The organism is Acinetobacter sp. FDAARGOS_724, from assembly GCF_013364475.1.
GTDB lineage: Bacteria > Pseudomonadota > Gammaproteobacteria > Pseudomonadales > Moraxellaceae > Acinetobacter > Acinetobacter variabilis.
Genome location: NZ_CP054908.1, coordinates 1094962 through 1113123, shown reverse-complemented (window position 1 = coordinate 1113123; position 18162 = coordinate 1094962). Strand labels below are relative to the sequence as shown.

15 protein-coding genes are annotated in these 18162 nt (G+C 44.3%); 7 read left to right on the top strand and 8 right to left on the bottom strand.

The features are described from left to right. Nucleotides 1-109 precede the first annotated feature (109 nt). The 5 genes from topA to FOC32_RS06580 form a co-directional block, all read right to left on the bottom strand. Nucleotides 110-2752 carry a type I DNA topoisomerase gene (gene topA, locus FOC32_RS06600; protein WP_175966665.1) on the bottom strand — a complete coding sequence of 881 codons (2643 nt, stop codon included), beginning with the start codon at nt 2750-2752 and terminating at the stop codon, nt 110-112. A 31-nt stretch (nt 2753-2783) separates the two neighbouring features. After that, the gene (locus tag FOC32_RS06595) at nt 2784-3233 is read right to left on the bottom strand and encodes an ammonium transporter (protein WP_005232313.1); all 450 of its coding nucleotides are present in this window, start codon (nt 3231-3233) and stop codon (nt 2784-2786) included. Nucleotides 3234-3304: 71 nt separating this feature from the next. Then, the gene (locus tag FOC32_RS06590) at nt 3305-4288 is read right to left on the bottom strand and encodes a PIN domain-containing protein (RefSeq protein ID WP_175966663.1); all 984 of its coding nucleotides are present in this window, start codon (nt 4286-4288) and stop codon (nt 3305-3307) included. Nucleotides 4289-4307: 19 nt separating this feature from the next. Next, nucleotides 4308-5309 (bottom strand): hypothetical protein, encoded by a 1002-nt coding sequence (locus FOC32_RS06585; protein WP_175966661.1) that lies wholly within the window; start codon nt 5307-5309, stop codon nt 4308-4310. 225 nt (nt 5310-5534) lie between these two features. Further along, the gene (locus tag FOC32_RS06580; protein ID WP_005232320.1) at nt 5535-5780 is read right to left on the bottom strand and encodes a SlyX family protein; all 246 of its coding nucleotides are present in this window, start codon (nt 5778-5780) and stop codon (nt 5535-5537) included. 39 nt (nt 5781-5819) lie between these two features. Here FOC32_RS06580 and FOC32_RS06575 point away from each other — a divergent pair, with 39 nt between their 5' ends. Together FOC32_RS06575 and FOC32_RS06570 are read left to right on the top strand one after the other, a co-directional pair. Further along, nucleotides 5820-7727 carry an ATP-binding cassette domain-containing protein gene (locus FOC32_RS06575; RefSeq protein WP_034169862.1) on the top strand — a complete coding sequence of 636 codons (1908 nt, stop codon included), beginning with the start codon at nt 5820-5822 and terminating at the stop codon, nt 7725-7727. Nucleotides 7728-7850: 123 nt separating this feature from the next. Then, nucleotides 7851-8786: a lauroyl acyltransferase gene (locus FOC32_RS06570; RefSeq protein ID WP_104427022.1), complete on the top strand. Its 936-nt coding sequence runs from the start codon at nt 7851-7853 to the stop codon at nt 8784-8786. Between the two features lie 40 nt (nt 8787-8826). Here FOC32_RS06570 and FOC32_RS06565 read toward each other — a convergent pair whose 3' ends face one another. Further along, nucleotides 8827-9234 carry a GNAT family N-acetyltransferase gene (locus FOC32_RS06565; RefSeq protein WP_034169861.1) on the bottom strand — a complete coding sequence of 136 codons (408 nt, stop codon included), beginning with the start codon at nt 9232-9234 and terminating at the stop codon, nt 8827-8829. 336 nt (nt 9235-9570) lie between these two features. Beyond that, on the bottom strand, nt 9571-10701 hold the full coding sequence (locus FOC32_RS06560; RefSeq protein WP_034169860.1) for an endonuclease/exonuclease/phosphatase family protein: 1131 nt from the start codon (nt 10699-10701) through the stop codon (nt 9571-9573). Nucleotides 10702-10889: 188 nt separating this feature from the next. Between FOC32_RS06560 and asd the strand changes: the two genes are divergently transcribed. From asd to truA, 5 genes are all read left to right on the top strand, one after another. After that, on the top strand, nt 10890-12008 hold the full coding sequence (gene asd, locus FOC32_RS06555; protein ID WP_034169859.1) for an aspartate-semialdehyde dehydrogenase: 1119 nt from the start codon (nt 10890-10892) through the stop codon (nt 12006-12008). Nucleotides 12009-12146: 138 nt separating this feature from the next. Further along, complete coding sequence (locus FOC32_RS06550) at nt 12147-13751, top strand: hypothetical protein (RefSeq protein ID WP_175966659.1); 1605 nt, start codon at nt 12147-12149, stop codon at nt 13749-13751. Between the two features lie 65 nt (nt 13752-13816). Next, nucleotides 13817-15145 (top strand): fimbrial protein FimV, encoded by a 1329-nt coding sequence (locus FOC32_RS06545; protein ID WP_175966657.1) that lies wholly within the window; start codon nt 13817-13819, stop codon nt 15143-15145. A 46-nt stretch (nt 15146-15191) separates the two neighbouring features. Then, a complete protein-coding gene (locus tag FOC32_RS06540) occupies nt 15192-16163 on the top strand; it encodes an asparaginase domain-containing protein (RefSeq protein WP_175968162.1) in 972 nt (323 codons plus the stop codon). Nucleotides 16164-16181: 18 nt separating this feature from the next. Next, nucleotides 16182-16979, top strand: coding sequence for a tRNA pseudouridine(38-40) synthase TruA (gene truA / locus FOC32_RS06535; RefSeq protein WP_005232340.1), 798 nt, complete (start codon nt 16182-16184; stop codon nt 16977-16979). 126 nt (nt 16980-17105) lie between these two features. Here truA and FOC32_RS06530 read toward each other — a convergent pair whose 3' ends face one another. Further along, nucleotides 17106-18113, bottom strand: coding sequence for an AraC family transcriptional regulator (locus FOC32_RS06530; RefSeq protein WP_004781856.1), 1008 nt, complete (start codon nt 18111-18113; stop codon nt 17106-17108). Nucleotides 18114-18162 lie beyond the last annotated feature (49 nt).

Genomic DNA, 18162 nt, shown 5'->3' with positions numbered 1-18162 from the left:
TAATCTTTTATTATTTAACGCCTAGAATATCCTAGAACTGTGTTGATCAAAAATACTTAGTCATAAAAAAATGCCGACTTTCGTCAGCATTTTCTTGATGTCTTATAGCTTAGGCTTCAACCCATTTGCCATCCTGATAAACCAGCGACCATTTGGTTTGCTTGCCTTCCGGGGTTTCTGATCCAATATATTGAGACTGGTTCTTACGGCTAAATTTCACTAGAGTTGGATTCCCTTCAGGATCCACATCTGGCGCCTGCAGAATAAACTGATATTTTGGATCCAGCTGATCCGCCACAGTACGCAGTTCTGCCACTTTCGGTGCGCGAGTTTCACGGACTTTCGGAAACTTGCTCGCAGCCAGGAACAGACCTGCGGCACCATCCCGCAGAACAAAGAAATCGTCATGCTTGGTTGAACGCAGGTGTTCCATCTTGATCGGATCAACGCGCGGAGGTGCAGGCTGACCATTCTTTAAGACTTTACGGGTATTTTCACAGCTGGTGCAGGCAAAATATGGACCAAAACGGCCAGTTTTCAGCTGCATTTCACCATCACATTTGTCACATGGAATGGTTGGGCCATCATAACCCTTAATCTTGAATTCGCCTTCTTCCAGCTCATAACCTGTACAGTCCGGGTTATTACCACAAATATGCAGTTTACGGCCGCCATCAATCACATAGCTGTCCATTGCAGTGCCACAGACTGGACAACGTTTCTTCGACATCAGATCAGCGGTTTCAGCGGCATCATCATCAGACAGTGCTGCCAGAGATTCAACCGGAGTCAGGTTCAATGTACCTTTACAACGTTCTTTCGGTGGCAGGTTATAACCTGAACAGCCCAGGAAGACACCTGTTGTGCCGGTACGGATCTGCATCGGACGGTCACATTCTTTACAATGGACTGCTTCAACTTCTACAGGCTGATTGCGGCGCATGCCGTTTTCACCCTGAGCATTGGTTAGACGTTTCTTGAAATCACCATAGAAGCTGTCTAACAGATCTTTCCAGTTGCGCTCACCATCTGCCACTTTATCCAGCTGACCTTCAAGGTCTGCAGTAAAGTCGTAGTTCATCAGATTATTGAAACTTTCATCTAGACGGTCAGTAACGATCTCACCCATCTTCTCGGCAAAGAGACGACGGTTCTCCAGTTTTACGTAACCACGATCCTGAATGGTCGAGATAATGGCAGCATAAGTCGAAGGGCGACCAATACCTTTTTTCTCAAGCTCTTTGACTAAAGATGCTTCAGTAAAACGTGCCGGTGGCTTGGTAAAATGTTGAGATGGATCTAGTTTTTCCAGCTTCAGCACTTCACCGACTTTCACTGCCGGTAACAATACATCATCATCAGATTTGTTCTGACCACGAACTTTGGTGAAACCATCAAATACTAAGGTACGACCTTTGGCTTTCAGCTCGACACCATTGGCATCGACTAAAATCGTAGAAGATAAATATTCAGCAGGTGTCATCTGACAGGCCACAAACTGACGCCAGATCAGGTCATACAGACGCTGTGCATCACGTTCCACTCCAGCAAGACTATCGCCTTTCAGCGCGACATTAGATGGACGAATGGCTTCGTGAGCTTCCTGCGCACCGGCTTTATTACCATAACGGTTCGGCTTGGCTGGCAGATATTTCTCGCCGTATTCAGACTCGATATGACCGCGCACCATATTGACTGCATCATCACTCAGGAAGGTGGAGTCAGTACGCATATAGGTAATGAAACCAGCTTCATACAGGCGCTGCGCCAGCATCATGGTTTTCTTCACCGAGAAGCCTAAACGTGTGCTGGCTGCCTGCTGTAGCGTTGAAGTGATATACGGCGCGCTTGGATTGACCTTGGTTGGTTTATCCTCACGGCTCATCACCTTGTATTCGGCATCTTTGATCAGGTTCAACAAAGCATCAGTTTCAGCTTTATTGTGCAGCTTTAAGGTCTTGCCATTTTGCTTCACTGCTTCCAGGCGAATGTCATCTTTTTTCGCTTTGGTATCAGCAAATACTTGCCAGTATTCTTCCGGAATGAACTTACGAATTTCACGTTCGCGTTCCACGACCAGCTTTACAGCGACAGACTGTACACGTCCCGCAGACAGACCACGGGCAATTTTTTCCCAGAGCAGTGGTGAAATCATGAAGCCGACGACACGGTCTAAGAAACGGCGCGCCTGCTGGGCATTGACCTTATTGGTATCTAGACGAGATGGTTGCTTAAACGCTTCCTGAATGGCATTTTTGGTAATTTCGTTAAAGACTACACGCTGGTAGCGTGAATCATCGCCGCCGATCACTTCTTTTAAGTGCCAGGCAATCGCTTCCCCTTCACGGTCCAAATCCGTTGCGAGATACACTTCATCGACTTGCGATGCCAGTTTTTTTAGTTCAGCGACTACGCCTTCCTTGCCCGGAAGGACTTCATATTTGGCTTTCCAGTCATGTTCTGGATCGACACCCATCCGGTTAATCAACGCCTGCTGTGATTTTTCTGCTTTTTCTGCTTCAGTCAGCTTGGATCGGGTCACCGGTTTTTTCTCTGCAGTTTTCGCAGAGCCGCCCGTCGGTAAGTCACGCACATGACCCACCGAAGATTTTACGATGTAGTTTGAACCGAGATACTTGTTGATTGTTTTCGCTTTTGCAGGCGACTCCACAATCACCAAGGCACGTTTACTTCCAGCGTCGGAAGACTTCGCCGTGCTGCTTTTTGATGTGGACCGAGGAGCGTTCGCCATATTAACCGTTTAATCCTGTTTATTTCTAAAATTAAAGTTCAGCCAAAGAATGTAATAGTGCCTTGATGTCATCAAGTTGTGTGGCTCTAAGATCAGATTCTTCATCCCAATAGAGTCCTACACAGTTTGCCTGCATATCAATAGCATAAATGCCCTTTAATGCAATGGGAAAATCTTTAAATTTGTCATCCCCATGCACCAGTTCAAGTTTGTTATCAACCACGCGGGCACGCATCAGCGGTAAACGGGCATCTGGAAGCAGCACACTATAATAGGCCACCATACTGGCACGACTTTCAGTCACCTTGGGAATATTAGTCCAGTCAGGTGCAACCACCAGACGTGGATGTAAGCCCATCTTGCGGGCTTTATCACGCATGAGTCCTAATGCCTTTTCTCTAGGACTCACACGCAGACCAAAAATAGACCCCAGTACGAAAACGATGATGACAACTGCCACCCAGATTCCGGTATTTTCCATAGTTCAACCTTTATGTTCTTATATTAGATTTGCATAAGCCCGCTATAAAAGGCAAGCACCGCTGGATAAATTTAATTTCCCAGCAGCTGCGGACTATAAATAATTTCCCGTTTATTTAACTGTATTAGCTGATGTTTGATGAGTAAATTGAATGATTCTCGGACCTCTTCCTTAGGCACGCATCGCTCTAGTAACACCTCGAAACTGGCAATAAATTTAGGCCGACGTTCTGCAACAACATTGAGATAAGGCATCAGGCGCAGACGTAAATGACTTAATTTTCTTTCAGTCACTTCATCTTGAGTTTCGACGGTTTCGACGGTTTCGACGGTTTCGACGGTTTCGACGGTTTCGACGGTTTCGACGGTTTCGACGGTTTCGACGGTTTCGACGGTTTCGACGGTTTCGACGGTAGCTAAATGCTGTTTATAAAATTTTTCAATTGCTGCAGTCTGATATTGAAGCTTACTAGACTGATTTTTAATAATTTTTATTCTGATTAACTCATCCACTAAAAGCTGAGCACATTTTTCTTCCACTTTTAAATTGGCTTTAAGCGAGTTGATTAAACTTTCTACTTTTGCAGGCTTAGAAAAGTTACTTCTTACTAAATTGGAGCAGTATTGAAAAATCAGTTTTTGAATGTCTATTTCTGCTTTTATTTGCTGAGCAATATTTGGATTGACTAATGGTTTAGCTGAAATAACTTTAGCCTGAAATTTGGCAATTTTAAGTAAGTCCGCCACATATTCCATAGAAAAGTCATTCGACATAATCTCGAAGCAAACTTCAGAGCTTTTATATTGGGTAGAAAGCTGTCCAGCAATAAAACATAGGCCAAAATCAGCAGCGTCTTTACCTATTTTAGGCATCTTCAGGACTTTTAGTTTTCCTGCACTGATTGCAGCTGCAAGCCTGACGACACCGTCTAGACTAAACCCCATGGGCGTTTTGGCATAGACCAGATAAACATATTGATATTGGGCAAGATATTGAAGGAGCTCTGTTTCAGTTTTGTGTAAGTTTTCAATATCCAATAACAGTATTTTTTTCATATGCCCTCATGAGATTATTCTAATTTAGAAACATCTCATGACTATATAACACTTCGTGACCATTCCAATAAATATATCCTTTTTCAATCAACTCTTTAAGTAAAAGACGGACATCTGATTGTGGAAATAACTGCTCGAGTAAATCACGTAATTCATAAATATCTTTAGGCTTATTTCCCTGTAATTCGCACAGCTTGCGTGCGACTTCGAGCTGTACCGGATCAATTTTATTAAAGTTTTTGAACAGACCTTGCTGGGCAGACTGGATTGGAGATTGAGCAGGTTCAACCACAGGCTCTTCAGTATTGAGCTTCGAGACTGCCTGATCCAAAGCTCGTTTTTCAGCAGGTTGGTTGTCATTGAGATCTAGTTGCACCCACTGTTTCAAAACTTTTTTACGGAAACTGATCTGCTCGTCATAACGTTTGACTATTTTCAGATTAATCAGCATGCCAACTACATGCTGCGCTTTGCCTGGTAAAACTTGCAGAATATTGGTGACTGAATTTTTTAAGGTTTCGAGCGTGGTCGGTTTACCACTCATCTTGCCGAGCGCATCACAGTACTTTTTCACCAGCTGCAAAGCCGGTTTTGCTTTAATGGCTTCAATACTTGGCAACTGGATTTTAGGTTTATCTTGAGCCCCTGTGGATGCATCCTCTGGCAGCACCTGAATCAGGCTGCAATCAATATCCGAAGCCTGAAGCATTTTCATCAGCATTTCACTGCTATCCATGGCTGAAATCAGCTCGACATGAGTATCTGCTTCTAGCAAAGCCATCAGCTGACCCACAATCAGGGCATATTCATATTCTTTATGCTCTGCTTCCAGGACATTCAGAATAATAATTTGTCCGCTGCTGATCCAGCTGGCCAACTCAGTCAGTTCTTCTAGAGCAAACTCGAATTTTCCGGCACAGTTAAACAGATACAAGGTCGGATAATGTTCAACGATGTCACGTAACAGTTTGGCTGTAGGAAAGTTATTTTCGAGATCAAGAAGGACAACTTTTTGGTGCATAAGGCAAGATTAAAAACTGAGCTAGAAAAATACTATTAGAGTAGGAAGTGTGTGAAAGGTCAAATAGTTTCCACCTTCCATGACGATATTTAGATTTTAAAGATCATCTTGGACGAAGTAAAAGTGGTGACTTGGTTTAGGTTTATCGAGCTTCACCTGCTTAAAAGAAAGCCCTCACGACTGGAGGGCTTTCTTTTTGCTTTCTTTTTAAAAATTATTTGTAAATTAATAATGCGGTGGACGGTTGGTGACCGGATCAAAAGCATCAATCCCTTCGGACAAATCTGCAGACTCAACACGTTGATATAACAACTGCATTTGTTTTTTTAAATCGGCAATTTCCAGATTCTGGCGAGTGACCTGCTGATTCAGCTCTTCAACTAAATCATCTAAAAATGCAATTCGCACTTGCAAATCTTCAATGGGTGCGGAAAATGACGCCTGATCATTTAGATTTTGTTGTTTAGTCATTTTAAGTCCTCATTTGGGATTTCAGGAAACATTAACATTATGGCCTATATTACTTTAAGGGATGTCCAACTGGCATTTGGCGGACCTGCCTTGCTCGACGGCGCCAACTTTAATTTGGAACGCGGTGAACGAGTATGTTTGATTGGCCGTAATGGTGAGGGTAAGTCTACCTTACTTAAACTGATTGAAGGAAGTTTACTCCCGGATAGTGGTGAAGTTTCGTTACAAAATGGCATCACCATTTCCATGCTGGCCCAAGACGTGCCAATGGATTCTGGCAAGGTTGCAGATATTGTTGCTGATGGCGCCGGTGAAGCTTCAGAAGTGTTGCGTGCCTATCATGAAGCCAGTGAAGCTTGCGTGCTCGGTGATATGGAAGCCTGTGACCGCATGGGACATTTGCAGCATCAGATGGATCAGCTGGATGGCTGGGCTTTGGAAACTAAGGTTAATTCAATCCTGAGTAAAATGGGATTGGATCCGGAAGCGGATCTTGCTGATTTATCCGGTGGCCGTAAACGCCGTGTTCTGTTGGCACGTGCCCTGCTCACTCAACCTGATGTGCTGTTACTCGACGAACCAACGAACCATCTGGATGTCGAAAGTATTGAATGGCTGGAAAAATTCCTGCTAGAACAGAATAACCTGACCTTACTGTTTATTTCGCATGACCGTGCCTTTGTGGACAGTATTGCGACCCGTATTGTCGAGCTGGATCGTGGCATTTTGCGTAGCTATGAAGGCAATTATTCACGTTACCTCGACCTAAAAGCTCAGCAGTTGGAAGCAGAAGAAAAACAAAATGCCCTGTTCGAGAAAAAACTGGCTGAAGAAGAAGCCTGGATTCGTCAAGGTATTAAAGCGCGCCGTACCCGTAACGAAGGTCGTGTTCGTGCTCTGAAAGAATTACGTGAAGAGTCTAAAGCACGCCGTTTCCAGCAAGGCAAAGTCAACATGTCAACTCAGGAAGCACAGCGTTCAGGTAAAGTGGTGTTCGAGATTGAACATCTGAGCGTGAAGTTTGGTGACAATGCACCGATTATTAATGATTTCTCGGCGCTTGTAATGCGTGGTGATCGTATTGGTCTGGTAGGTGATAATGGTGTCGGTAAAACCACACTAATCAAAGCCATTCTGGGAGAAATCGAGCATGGCGGTACAGTCAAAACCGGAACCCAGCTGGAAATTGCTTATTTTGACCAGCTACGTAATGTGCTGGATCTGGAAAAATCAGTTAAAGATAACGTTTCGGAAGGTTCAGATCATGTCGATGTGAATGGCCAACGTCGTCATATCTACAGCTATCTGCAAGACTTCCTGTTCTCGCCAGAACGTGCCCGTACGCCAGTTAAAGCTCTATCTGGCGGTGAACGTAACCGTATTCTGCTCGCCAAACTGTTACTGAAACCATCAAATCTGATCGTGATGGATGAACCGACCAACGATCTGGATATGGTAACGCTGGAACTGCTGGAAGAAATGCTAGCGGAATACAAAGGCACCCTGCTACTGATCTCGCATGACCGTGCCTTCATGGACAATGTCGTCACATCGACTTGGGTCTTTGATGGCAAAGGTAATATTGATGAATATGTCGGTGGCTATCAGGATTATCTGGAACAACGTCCAGATCAGACTGTGGTTGACCAGAAAATGGCAGTCAAAAAAGCTCAAGCCAAGGCTGAAGCAGCGGTTGCACCTGTAGCACCTGCGCCAAAGAAAAAACTTAGCTACAAAGATCAGCGTGAACTGGAACTGTTACCGGCTGAAATTGAAGCACTGGAAAAAGAACAAGCTGAACTTTCCGACAAACTGGCGGATGGCTCGTGGTTTGTCACAGATGCCGCAGCAGCGACCAAAGCCTCTGAACGTTTAGGCGAAATTGATGAGATTTTGCTGGAAAAAATGGAACGTTGGGACGAACTGGAAAATATGACCAAAGGTTAATCTTTAAATCGCCTAGTCACTAAGCATCTGTATTCATACAGGTGCTTTTTTATTTTGCAGTTTTTTATTTCAAAAAGCTCTTCTGCTACACTGCTGACATCTTTGATTTTAAATATTGAATTTATGAGTCGAACGCCAGAATACCAACCCGGTGAATTTCAATGGTCATTCCTGTTACCGCAATACTGGGGTATCTGGGTGGGTATTGTATTTCTGATGATTCTGGCCATCTTACCTTGGGCGATTCAGCATCGTCTGGCAGATCTACTCGGCCAGATGGCATTTAAATATTTGAAATCTCGCCGTGAAACCACGCTTCGCAATCTGGAAGTCTGTTTCCCGGAATGGTCAGCTCAAGAAGTTCAGGACAATGCCCGTATGGTCTTTATTGACCAGATGCTCGGTGTATTTGAGACCTTGAATGCCTGGTATTGCCCAGAATGGTTTAAAGGCCGGGTACAGATTGAAGGGCTGGAACATATCCAGCAGGCTCAGGCAGAAGGTAAAGGGGCTTTATTGCTTGGCACCCACTCGACTTTACTGGATGCCGGCGGTTATTTATGTGCACAGTATTTTGAGCCGGATGTGGTGTATCGACCACAAAATAATCCCTTGCTCGATATGCTGATTTACCGCTGCCGTGCCACCATTTATGTCAACCAGATTGACCATGATGATATGCGCGGTCTGGTGCGTAACCTGAAAAATGGCCATGCTATCTGGTACAGTCCGGATCAGGATTTTGGTTTAAAACAAGGCGTAATGGCGCCCTTTTTTGGGGTACCTGCAGCCACAGTAACTGCACATCGTCGCTTACTCAAAATAACCAAAGCTGCTGCCATTCCACTCTATTTTTACCGGACTGGGGATATTAAAAATCCACGCTACTGTGTATTGATCGAACCTGCGGTAGAGAATTTGCCAAGTGCGGATGAAGTCAATGATGCAACCCGGGTAAATCTGATTATTGAACGCCAGTTGCGCATTGCACCGACGCAATATATGTGGTTCCATCGTCGCTTTAAGACCCGTCCTGAAGGCTACGATAAAATCTATTAAGAACTAGAATTAATATGAACGGTATTATTGGCAAGAAAAATCAATGATCTGTTCCCTGATAAATCCACATTGCTTGTGTATGCCCTGCACGCTCAAAACCTAGAGTTTTATAAAATTCAGTGGCATGCTGATCAGCTACCAGAATTTTCTGATGAAATCCTGAATAACGTTGCAGCATTTCTTGCATGATCAGACGACCAATGCCCTGTCGCTGCACCTCTGGGTGAACCAATAAATGCGGGAAATACACCACCAGATAACCGTCTGAAATCGCATTTCCCAAGCCGAACAGCCGACCGTTGATACGTGCCGTCACCAGACTATGAGAATGCTGCAAAGCCTGTAAAAGTAACTGAGGTTTTTCTGCAGCTGACCATTGATTGACTAGATAGAGCTGTAGCACTTCGGATTCATTAACTGAATCATGATCGGGAATCATAACTTCCATTCAGGTAATATCCATTTTTTAATTTAAATTTTATTTTAATAATCAAATAATTATAATAAAAAAATGAACCAAAAATAATTTAACCCGAGTTCTACATCCTGTAAAACCCGGGTTAATGAGGTTGTGCTTTCATATATTATAATTGCTTCTTCGTTGTTGTGATTTCCCTTTCAGCATCATTTCCATGATGTTTTCATTCAGCTTCGTCTTCCTTATGAGAATATCCTTTCTCGACTCCCTGTGCTGATGAGCTTAGAATACGTGGATTCCTCTGTACTGCCCATTCGCAAGAAGCGGAAACTGCTGTAAGCAATATCGTACACTTTTCAGCTAAAACTATAAGAATTTCCCCTCATTCTTATAAGCCATCGCAATCTTATCAGTGACTTTTTTCTCTTCTTTCTCTGCCTTTTCAATTCCTTCCTGAATCGCTTCTTTGGCTTCCTGATCATCCTGATCCGTTTCTTCCAGCGCTTCCTGATGATGCTCAAATACCCGCCCAGTTTGTAAAACCAGATAAACCGGAAAATGATCTGACCCGACGTGTTTTAAACGCTCCATATGCACCAGAGCGAAATCGGTGCTGTGAAACACATGGTCAAGCGACCAGCGTAATAAAGGATAATCGGCATGGAAGGTATTTACATAGCGTCGACCGACACGTGGATCCAGCAAACCGCTGATACGCTGGAATAAACGTGTCGTGCGTGACCAGGCCACATCATTCAGATCTCCCATCACAATGCAGCTTTCATCCAGATCCTTAATCTGATCCCCTACAATCAGTAGTTCCGCATCACGTAAGGTTGAATCTTTAGCTTCAGTTGGGCTTGGCGGTTTCGGATGCAGACAATAAAGCTGTACCGGCTGTCCGGAACGTAACATGACTTTGGTATGAATCGAGGGAATTTCATCACTCAGAATAAATTTAACCTCGGTTTCACTCAGCTCAAGTTTGCTGTACAGATGCATGCCATACAGATTATCCAGAGGTACGGGCACCCGATAGGGATAATCTGGCTCAATGACGGCCAGTGCATCCTGCCATGCCTTATCGGTTTCCAGCGTTAAGACCAAGTCTGGCTGATGGGTCTGGATCTGTTCAATCAGTAAATGATATTTGGTATTGGTGGTGAGGACATTTGAGACAATCAGGGAAATCTGACGATCCGGATCCAGCTGATCCTGCTTGACCTGCTTGACCTGTTTTTTCCAAACAAAGGTATAAGGCAAGACCATTTTCAGCTGATACGCCAAAGCAGCGATCAGGCCGACAAAAAGCAGCTGATTGAAGGCCGTCCATGGGTGATCGACGAGGAGAAAAAGTACAAAGGCAATGAAGCCCAAAACCAGAATCTGTAAACGTGGAAAATCTGCACCACGAATCCACCATTCATCTCGGGGAATCAGCGACCAGAAACTTAACCAGATGACCACGATTGCCATGATCTGGATAAACCCTACCATAAGATACACTCTTCACTAAGTTATTATTTTTTCTAAAAGAAAAATTGCTTTATCAATTTTGTATGTATCATAAAGCAGATATTTCGCTCAAGAATATTGATGTTTTGATTGTGTAGCTCTTGCAGTCACGTCCCTTTTTGATACACTCGAATCCCTTTTGATTTTTTAACGCACCGAGGCAAAGTGACATGAAAGTAGGTCTGGTCGGTTGGCGCGGGATGGTGGGTTCCGTCCTTATGCAACGTATGGTTGAAGAGAATGATTTTGCTCATTTTGAGCCATTCTATTTTTCTACCAGTAATGCGGGTGGTGAAGCTCCGGCATTTGGTGGTAAGACTGCCCCAGCACTTATGGATGCAACAGACATTAACAGTCTGAAGCAAATGGATGTCATTATTACCTGTCAAGGTGGCGATTATACCACTGAAGTTTTCCCGAAAATGAAAGCTGAAGGCTGGGATGGCTACTGGATTGATGCAGCATCTACCCTGCGTATGGATGATGAAGCAATCATCGTACTTGATCCGGTGAACATGCATGTGATCAAAGACGGTCTGGTCAAAGGCACCAAAACTTTCGTGGGCGGTAACTGTACCGTTTCTCTGATGTTGATGGGCTTAGGCGGTCTGTTCCAGAACAATCTGGTGGAATGGGCAACTTCAATGACTTATCAGGCAGCTTCGGGTGCGGGCGCGCAAAACATGCGTGAGCTGATTACTGGTATGGGTTATTTATATAATAACACCAAAGACTTGCTAGATGATCCACGTTCTCCAATTCTGGACATTGATTCTAAAATTGCTGAATTGCAACGTGGTGAAGGCTTCCCGTCTGCAAACTTCGGTGTACCTTTAGCGGGTTCTCTGATTCCATACATCGACAAGCAGCTGGAAAGCGGCCAGTCTAAAGAAGAATGGAAAGGTCAGGCTGAAACCAACAAGATCCTGGGTAACCAGCAGATCGTACCGATTGATGGCCACTGTGTACGTATCGGCGCAATGCGTTGTCACTCTCAGGCATTAACGCTGAAACTTCGCAAAGACGTTTCACTGGATGAGATCGAAGATATCATTGCAAATGCAAATGACTGGTCTAAAGTTGTGCCAAACACTCGTGAAGCATCAATGACTGATCTGACTCCTGTCGCAGTCACTGGTACATTAACTGTACCTGTTGGTCGTCTGCGTAAACTGAACATGGGTAAAGAATACCTAGGTGCATTCACAGTGGGTGACCAGTTACTTTGGGGTGCTGCAGAACCTTTACGCCGTATGCTGCGTATCTTGATTGATTATAAAAATTCTTAAGTTTCCGTCAGGAAATACAGCACAAAGCCGATCTTTATTGATCGGCTTTTTTGTGTAACTATTGCGTAAGTATTTTACAAAAAACAAACATCCCGTTAATCTATAATTTTCGCTATGCGATAATGACTGAGCTCACAGATGACTGTATATAACAAATTAAAGCTTGCCATTTTAGCCATTGTTGCTTCACAAAATATTTATGCGATTAATGTAGATCCGGTACAAATCCAGTCTGCACCTGGGGAATTGCTTTATGCGGAAATGAATTTCCGTCAATCAGATATTAACTTGCCCATTGAGGTAAGTTTAGCCTCGCCAGAAGACCTGATTTCTCTGGGTGCATCGCATCAGCCACCGGGTCATTTGAATTTTTTCACCCGTCGCAACAGTAATGGTACTGGGGTTATTACCATTACCTCCTCGCGCCCGGTCACTGATCGTGAATTAAATATCATTGTAAAAATCAAGGAAGGCAATGCAGCACGCCTACAGCATATCCGTACTGCATTAAGACCTAAAACTGATTTGTTACAGGCCAGCCTGAAACAGAATGAACAGCCACTCGCGCCTGTCGTAGTCGTGAGTGAAAAAGATATTGCCCTAAACTTACCGGTGAGTACGCGCTATACCAATGCTCAATCCAAGCCAGCCACCTCGTTTGGGGCAGAAAAACCGTTAGCCTTGCAAAACACAGCACCTCCTGCATTATCAGCCAGCTCTATCTCTAAAACCGCGATAGCTGCTGTGACCCATGAGCCGACATCGAGTATTGCAGCTCAAGTCACAAGCCCAACAAAACTTAATACTGAAACTGCGGTAGCAGCGACAAGTCATAGTTCACAGCAAGCTGGTACTGTAAACACTGCGCCAGTGAATACTCCATCCAAAGCAATCAACACGGCTGTAACTCAAGTAGATGTAACGCCAAACTTACAGGCTGCAGCGACAAAAGTTCAGGCTGAAACAAAACCAGCTGAAGTTGCAGTAGTCCCAACAAATAAAAATACAGCCTCAGCGCAAGCTTCTGCACCGACAAACACTGAAAACCAGATGGTGTCCAGTGATCCACTTGTCAAAAAATATGCAGAACAGCAGGCACGCAAGCAGGCGGCATCTACCACTGCACAGGACAAACCAAATTTAGCGGCTAAAACTCAGGCACAGCTGGCAGCCATCAAGCAAAGCACCTCAACCCAGGTCAAACCGACCTATGTGGTACAGTCAAATGAGTCGCTTTGGGGCATTGCCTCCAGGATTGCCAATGAACAGCAGCGTCCAGTGAGTGAGGTCATGCAGCAGATCAAGCGTGAAAATGAACATGCTTTTATTGGGGGTGATGCCAACCGCTTGCATAAAGGTGTAGCGCTTAATTTAGCGACCATTCATACTGCGAAAACTCCGATACAGGCCGCAGCGACTAAGTCTGTTCAAGTACCCTCCAAACCTGCTGCAAAAACCAAATATCGTCTGAATGAGGCAGAAATGAGCCTGGTTGCCGAGAATCAGCGTGATTCCGGCCAGGTTTCTGCCAACTCAAACACAAAAGAAAATCGAACTTCGAAAGAGTTGTCATTAAAAGTTATGACAGCCCGTGAAAAAACCGTTAAATTAAAGAGAAACGTAACTGAACTAGAATTGGCACTCAATCAGAAGGATCACAGAATTCAATTATTAAATGCTCGTCTTGCCCAGCTGCAGAAGCAGCTTAAAGCACAACAGGCAGATAAAAAGCCAATTAATTAAAAAGTTACACATGACGATTTATTGGGATAGGCGGACTTAAGGACTCTATCCCCAAGGGGTAAAACATGCTGATTTATGTGATTCCATTAGTGATATTGATCATCGTATTAATTGTCGTAAAAAAACGACAAGATGCTCAAGAATCAGATAAAGCAAAAACTAAAACTGTAAAAGCGAAAAAACCTGGCGCTGCGTCAAAATCCACTTCACAAAGAACCAAAGTGGTCGAGCCAGCCGGAGTCGTTAAAAAATCAGCAACGCCTCTATCAGCAGAAACACGCAAGAAAATTGAAGGTCTGATTCAGGAACGTAATTTCTTTGCAGCTGAAGCTCAAATCAATCAGGCACTGAATCGCGATAATTCTCAACATGAGTTATATTTACTGCTACTCGACATTCATATCCTGCAAAAAGATGAATTTGCGATTTCACAACTGATTAACCATGTTCGCTCTCTGGAACTGGAAGATATTCTGGCTCAGGCTGAGGTCAAAAAGCGTGAGTTTGAAAACTCTTCGGTCGCTGTTCAGGATACTATTGATTTCCCAAGTGCTCAGCCACAAACCCCTCCTGTACAGGAAAGCAAACCTTCTACAGATGCCTTTGCAGACCTGGTTGCCACTCCTGCTTCAAACGAACAGGCATTTGATGCATTACAACAGGAACTGCAACCAAGCAAACCAGCTGCTGTAGCGGAACCAGTACCTGATATCCAACCCTTAGAGTTCAACTTTGAACCGAAGATTCCAGCGGCTGAGCCAGTAAAAACGGAAGAAGCTTCGCCTGTATCAGATAATTCAGTTGAATTTGATCTTCAGATGAGTACTGCTGAAACCCAGACTGCTCCAACAGCAGCAACTGAGTCAGCACCGGTTCTGAATTTTAAGCTTGAGCTTGAACCATCTGTATCTTTAGAAACAGAATCAGCGCCTGCAACAACAGAAGAAATCCAGCCTTTAGATTTTTCTTTCTCTCTAGACACTCCAGCACCTGCTGCGGAAAAAACAGCCGAACCTGCGACTGAGTTTGATCTTTCTGGCCTTGATATTGCAACGCCTGCAACTGAAACGCCTGCTACGACTGAAACATCTGGACTAGATTTCAAACTTGATAATATCGAAGCTGTAAAAGAAGCTCCTGTTTCTACAGGGGTGAATTTTGAGATTCCGACAGCGCCAGTAAATACAGCAACCGATCAACATGATCCATTGGTGCAGTCTTTCCCGGAGCTGATGGAAGTTAATGAAGCGAACCTTAACCTGGAGCTGGCACAGCAATATATCCAGTTAGGCGCTTATGCAGCTGCCCGTGAAGTCATTGCTGAACGTGAAGCTGAATATACAGCAGCACAACGTCAGCAAGCCGATCAGTTGCTGAATCAAATCGCATCTTAATCAATTTCCCTTTACACTAAAGCAGTCACATTTGGCTGCTTTTTTTATGATGAAAGATATTGCACTGATTTATATGGGCGGCACCTTTGGCTGTGTCGGTGACCCGCTCTCCCCTATGTCTGCCGATTTATTTATTCCAAAACTGGAACAGCTGCTTGCTACGGATCAACCGTTGATTCAGTATTACTGCGCTCCTGTGATTAAGGACAGTAGTGCCTGTACTGCTACAGACTGGTTAGAACTGGTGCAATTTATCCAAAATCTGCAATCTGAACAGCAGATACAACATTTTGTGATTATTCACGGGACAGATACCCTGAGCTATGCCAGTGCAGTATTGGCACATTTTATGGGGAATTCAGCTCATATTGTGCTGACTGGCAGCCAGTATCCCCTCCTGAATGCTGAAGGCGATGCGCAACGCGAATTTAGCGATGCCATGGACAATCTGAGCTTTGCGCTCGCTTCAGTAACTCATTGTAATGCAAATGTTTATCTAGCTTTTCATCAGCAACTGATTCATGCTCAAACTACCTTAAAGCAGCATACCACTGAGCTGAATGCCTTTACTGGTCTGGACGCTCATATCGCTATTCGGGCCAACCAGCAAAGTTGTCAGGTTACGGCAGACGATATTACCAAAGCTCCAGATTTTAACTGCATGAGCTTGATGATGCAGCCGATTGATTTAGTCCAACAGTTCAATAACCTGAAAAATATTTTAGCCCATCCGCCACACTTCCTATTCCTGCAAGGTTTTGGAACCGGCAATCTGGCCGTCAATCCAGAGATCGTAGATTTCATCAATCAGCTCTATGCCAAAGGCTGTATCTCGGTCTTAACTACTCAAGTGCCTTTTGGTGCCACCGATCAGCGTTATGCCATTGCTGAATGGGTGCATGATTGCAAAATTCTGCTCAATGAAAGTTATGGCCATGCTGATCTTTATGCAAAAGCCCTAAAAATGTATTTACAATATGACACGGTAGAGCAATGGCATGCCCATTGGTACGATTAGTCAGGTTTTGAGGTCATTATGCAGCGTTTTGCAGTGGGAATTGAGTTTTGTGGAACGAATTATCGAGGTTGGCAGACTCAACAGCCGGGCGTAATCAGTGTTCAGGAAACCATCGAGAAGGTACTCAGCAAAATTGCCGATAAACCGATTATTCTGCATGGTGCAGGCCGAACCGATGCCGGCGTGCATGCGACGAATATGGTTGCACATTTTGATACCCATGCCTTGCGTTCTGAACGAGGCTGGTTAATGGGCTCAAATAGCCAGTTACCTAAGGATATCTCGATCCAATGGATCAAGGAGATGGATAATGGCTTCCATGCACGCTTTAAAGCACAGGCACGCCGTTATCGCTATATTGTCTATAACCATCCGGTACGCCCTGCCTTGCTGCATAAACAGGTCACGCATATTTACTATCCACTTGATGTCAAAAAGATGATTGAGGCAGCTGCAAAGTTTGAAGGCACGCATAACTTTGAAAGTTTCCGTGCAGCAGCCTGCCAGTCCAATCAGCCGGTACGTCATGTACGTCATTGCCGCCTGATCCAGCATGGGCCTTATCTGATTCTAGATATTCAGGCGGATGGCTTCCTGCATCATATGGTACGCAATATCATGGGCTGTTTACTGGAAATCGGTCAAGGCATGTATGAGGTTGACCATATTGACCATATTTTTGCAGCAGAAGATCGTAAAGCAGCCGGAGTTACCGCACCACCGGACGGTCTGTATTTTATTCAGGCTGAATATCCAGAGCATTTTGACTTACCCAAAATACCTTTGGGTCCATATTGGTTGAATATGCCGGAATAAGCTAATTATTTTTAATTTTTAAATCCCTCCTAACCTCCCTTTAAAAAGGGAGGAACTCTCCTCCTGAGCAAAGCTTAAGCACTGCTTTAAGCTGAAGCGCAAGAAAGGAGGGACTTAGGATGGTAATTAACGCTGCTTCCGCTTCCGATATTCCACTGGTGTTTCATTGGTCCAGCGTTTAAAGGCACGGTAGAAGGTACTCGGTTCCGAGAATCCAGTCAGATAAACAATACGCTCCACACTTTCATTGGTACTCGCTAATAAACGTTTAGCCAGACGACAGCGATAATCGGACAGAATCTGCTGGAAACTAGTATTAGCCTCACTGAGCTGGGTACGTAAACGACGTGGAGTAATATTCAGTTGAGCGGCTACAGTTTCCAAAGTCGTTTCACCGCTTTCTAAAGTAGAACCGATTGCACGACGCACTTCCCCGACTAAATCGTAACGAGCCAGTTCCTGTAATTTTTCAATCGCCAGCTGTTCATGTAGCTGCAACAGTTCCGGTTCTGCCTGCCAAAGTGGAAAATCCAGAATACTTGGATCAAAATACAAACGGGTTTCTTTCTGCCCCAAACTTACCGGACATTCATAAACCCGGAAATATTCTTCATCTGCCGCGCCTTTGGAAAAATTAAAATCGATATAGATCGGTTCAAAACGGCCTTCAGTAATAAATTTAAAGAAACGCAACACACCTGACATCGCACATTCGGTAAAGTGACGATTGACCAGACTTTCAGCAAAAGGCTGTTCACCATTGGTCAGATAGCAGCGATCATCTTCGACCACCAGCTTGGCATGAAAGGCATCACTGATCAGACGCTGATAAGCCAGTGCACGTTTCAAGCCTTCACCAAAATTCTCTGATGAAATAAACAGATGCTCAATCACCTGTCCGCGATAGAGTGGCAAATGTTCACCCAGATGCAATCCGATATCCGGGTCCTTACTGACCTCTTCTGCGGCAACCCAGAAGGCATACTGAGCACTAAGCGGAGTACGGTCATTGGTCTCCACCTGATTTAAAGCGACTCCTGCTTTCGTCAGAAGTTCTTCTGTTGGCAAACCTGCACGACGAATCGCCTGATAGCCTAAACGCAATACGACTGATGCATCCGTTAGCTGACTCACTCAAAAACCTTCCTTGTATGTACTTCATTTATACTTAAAAAGATTGAAA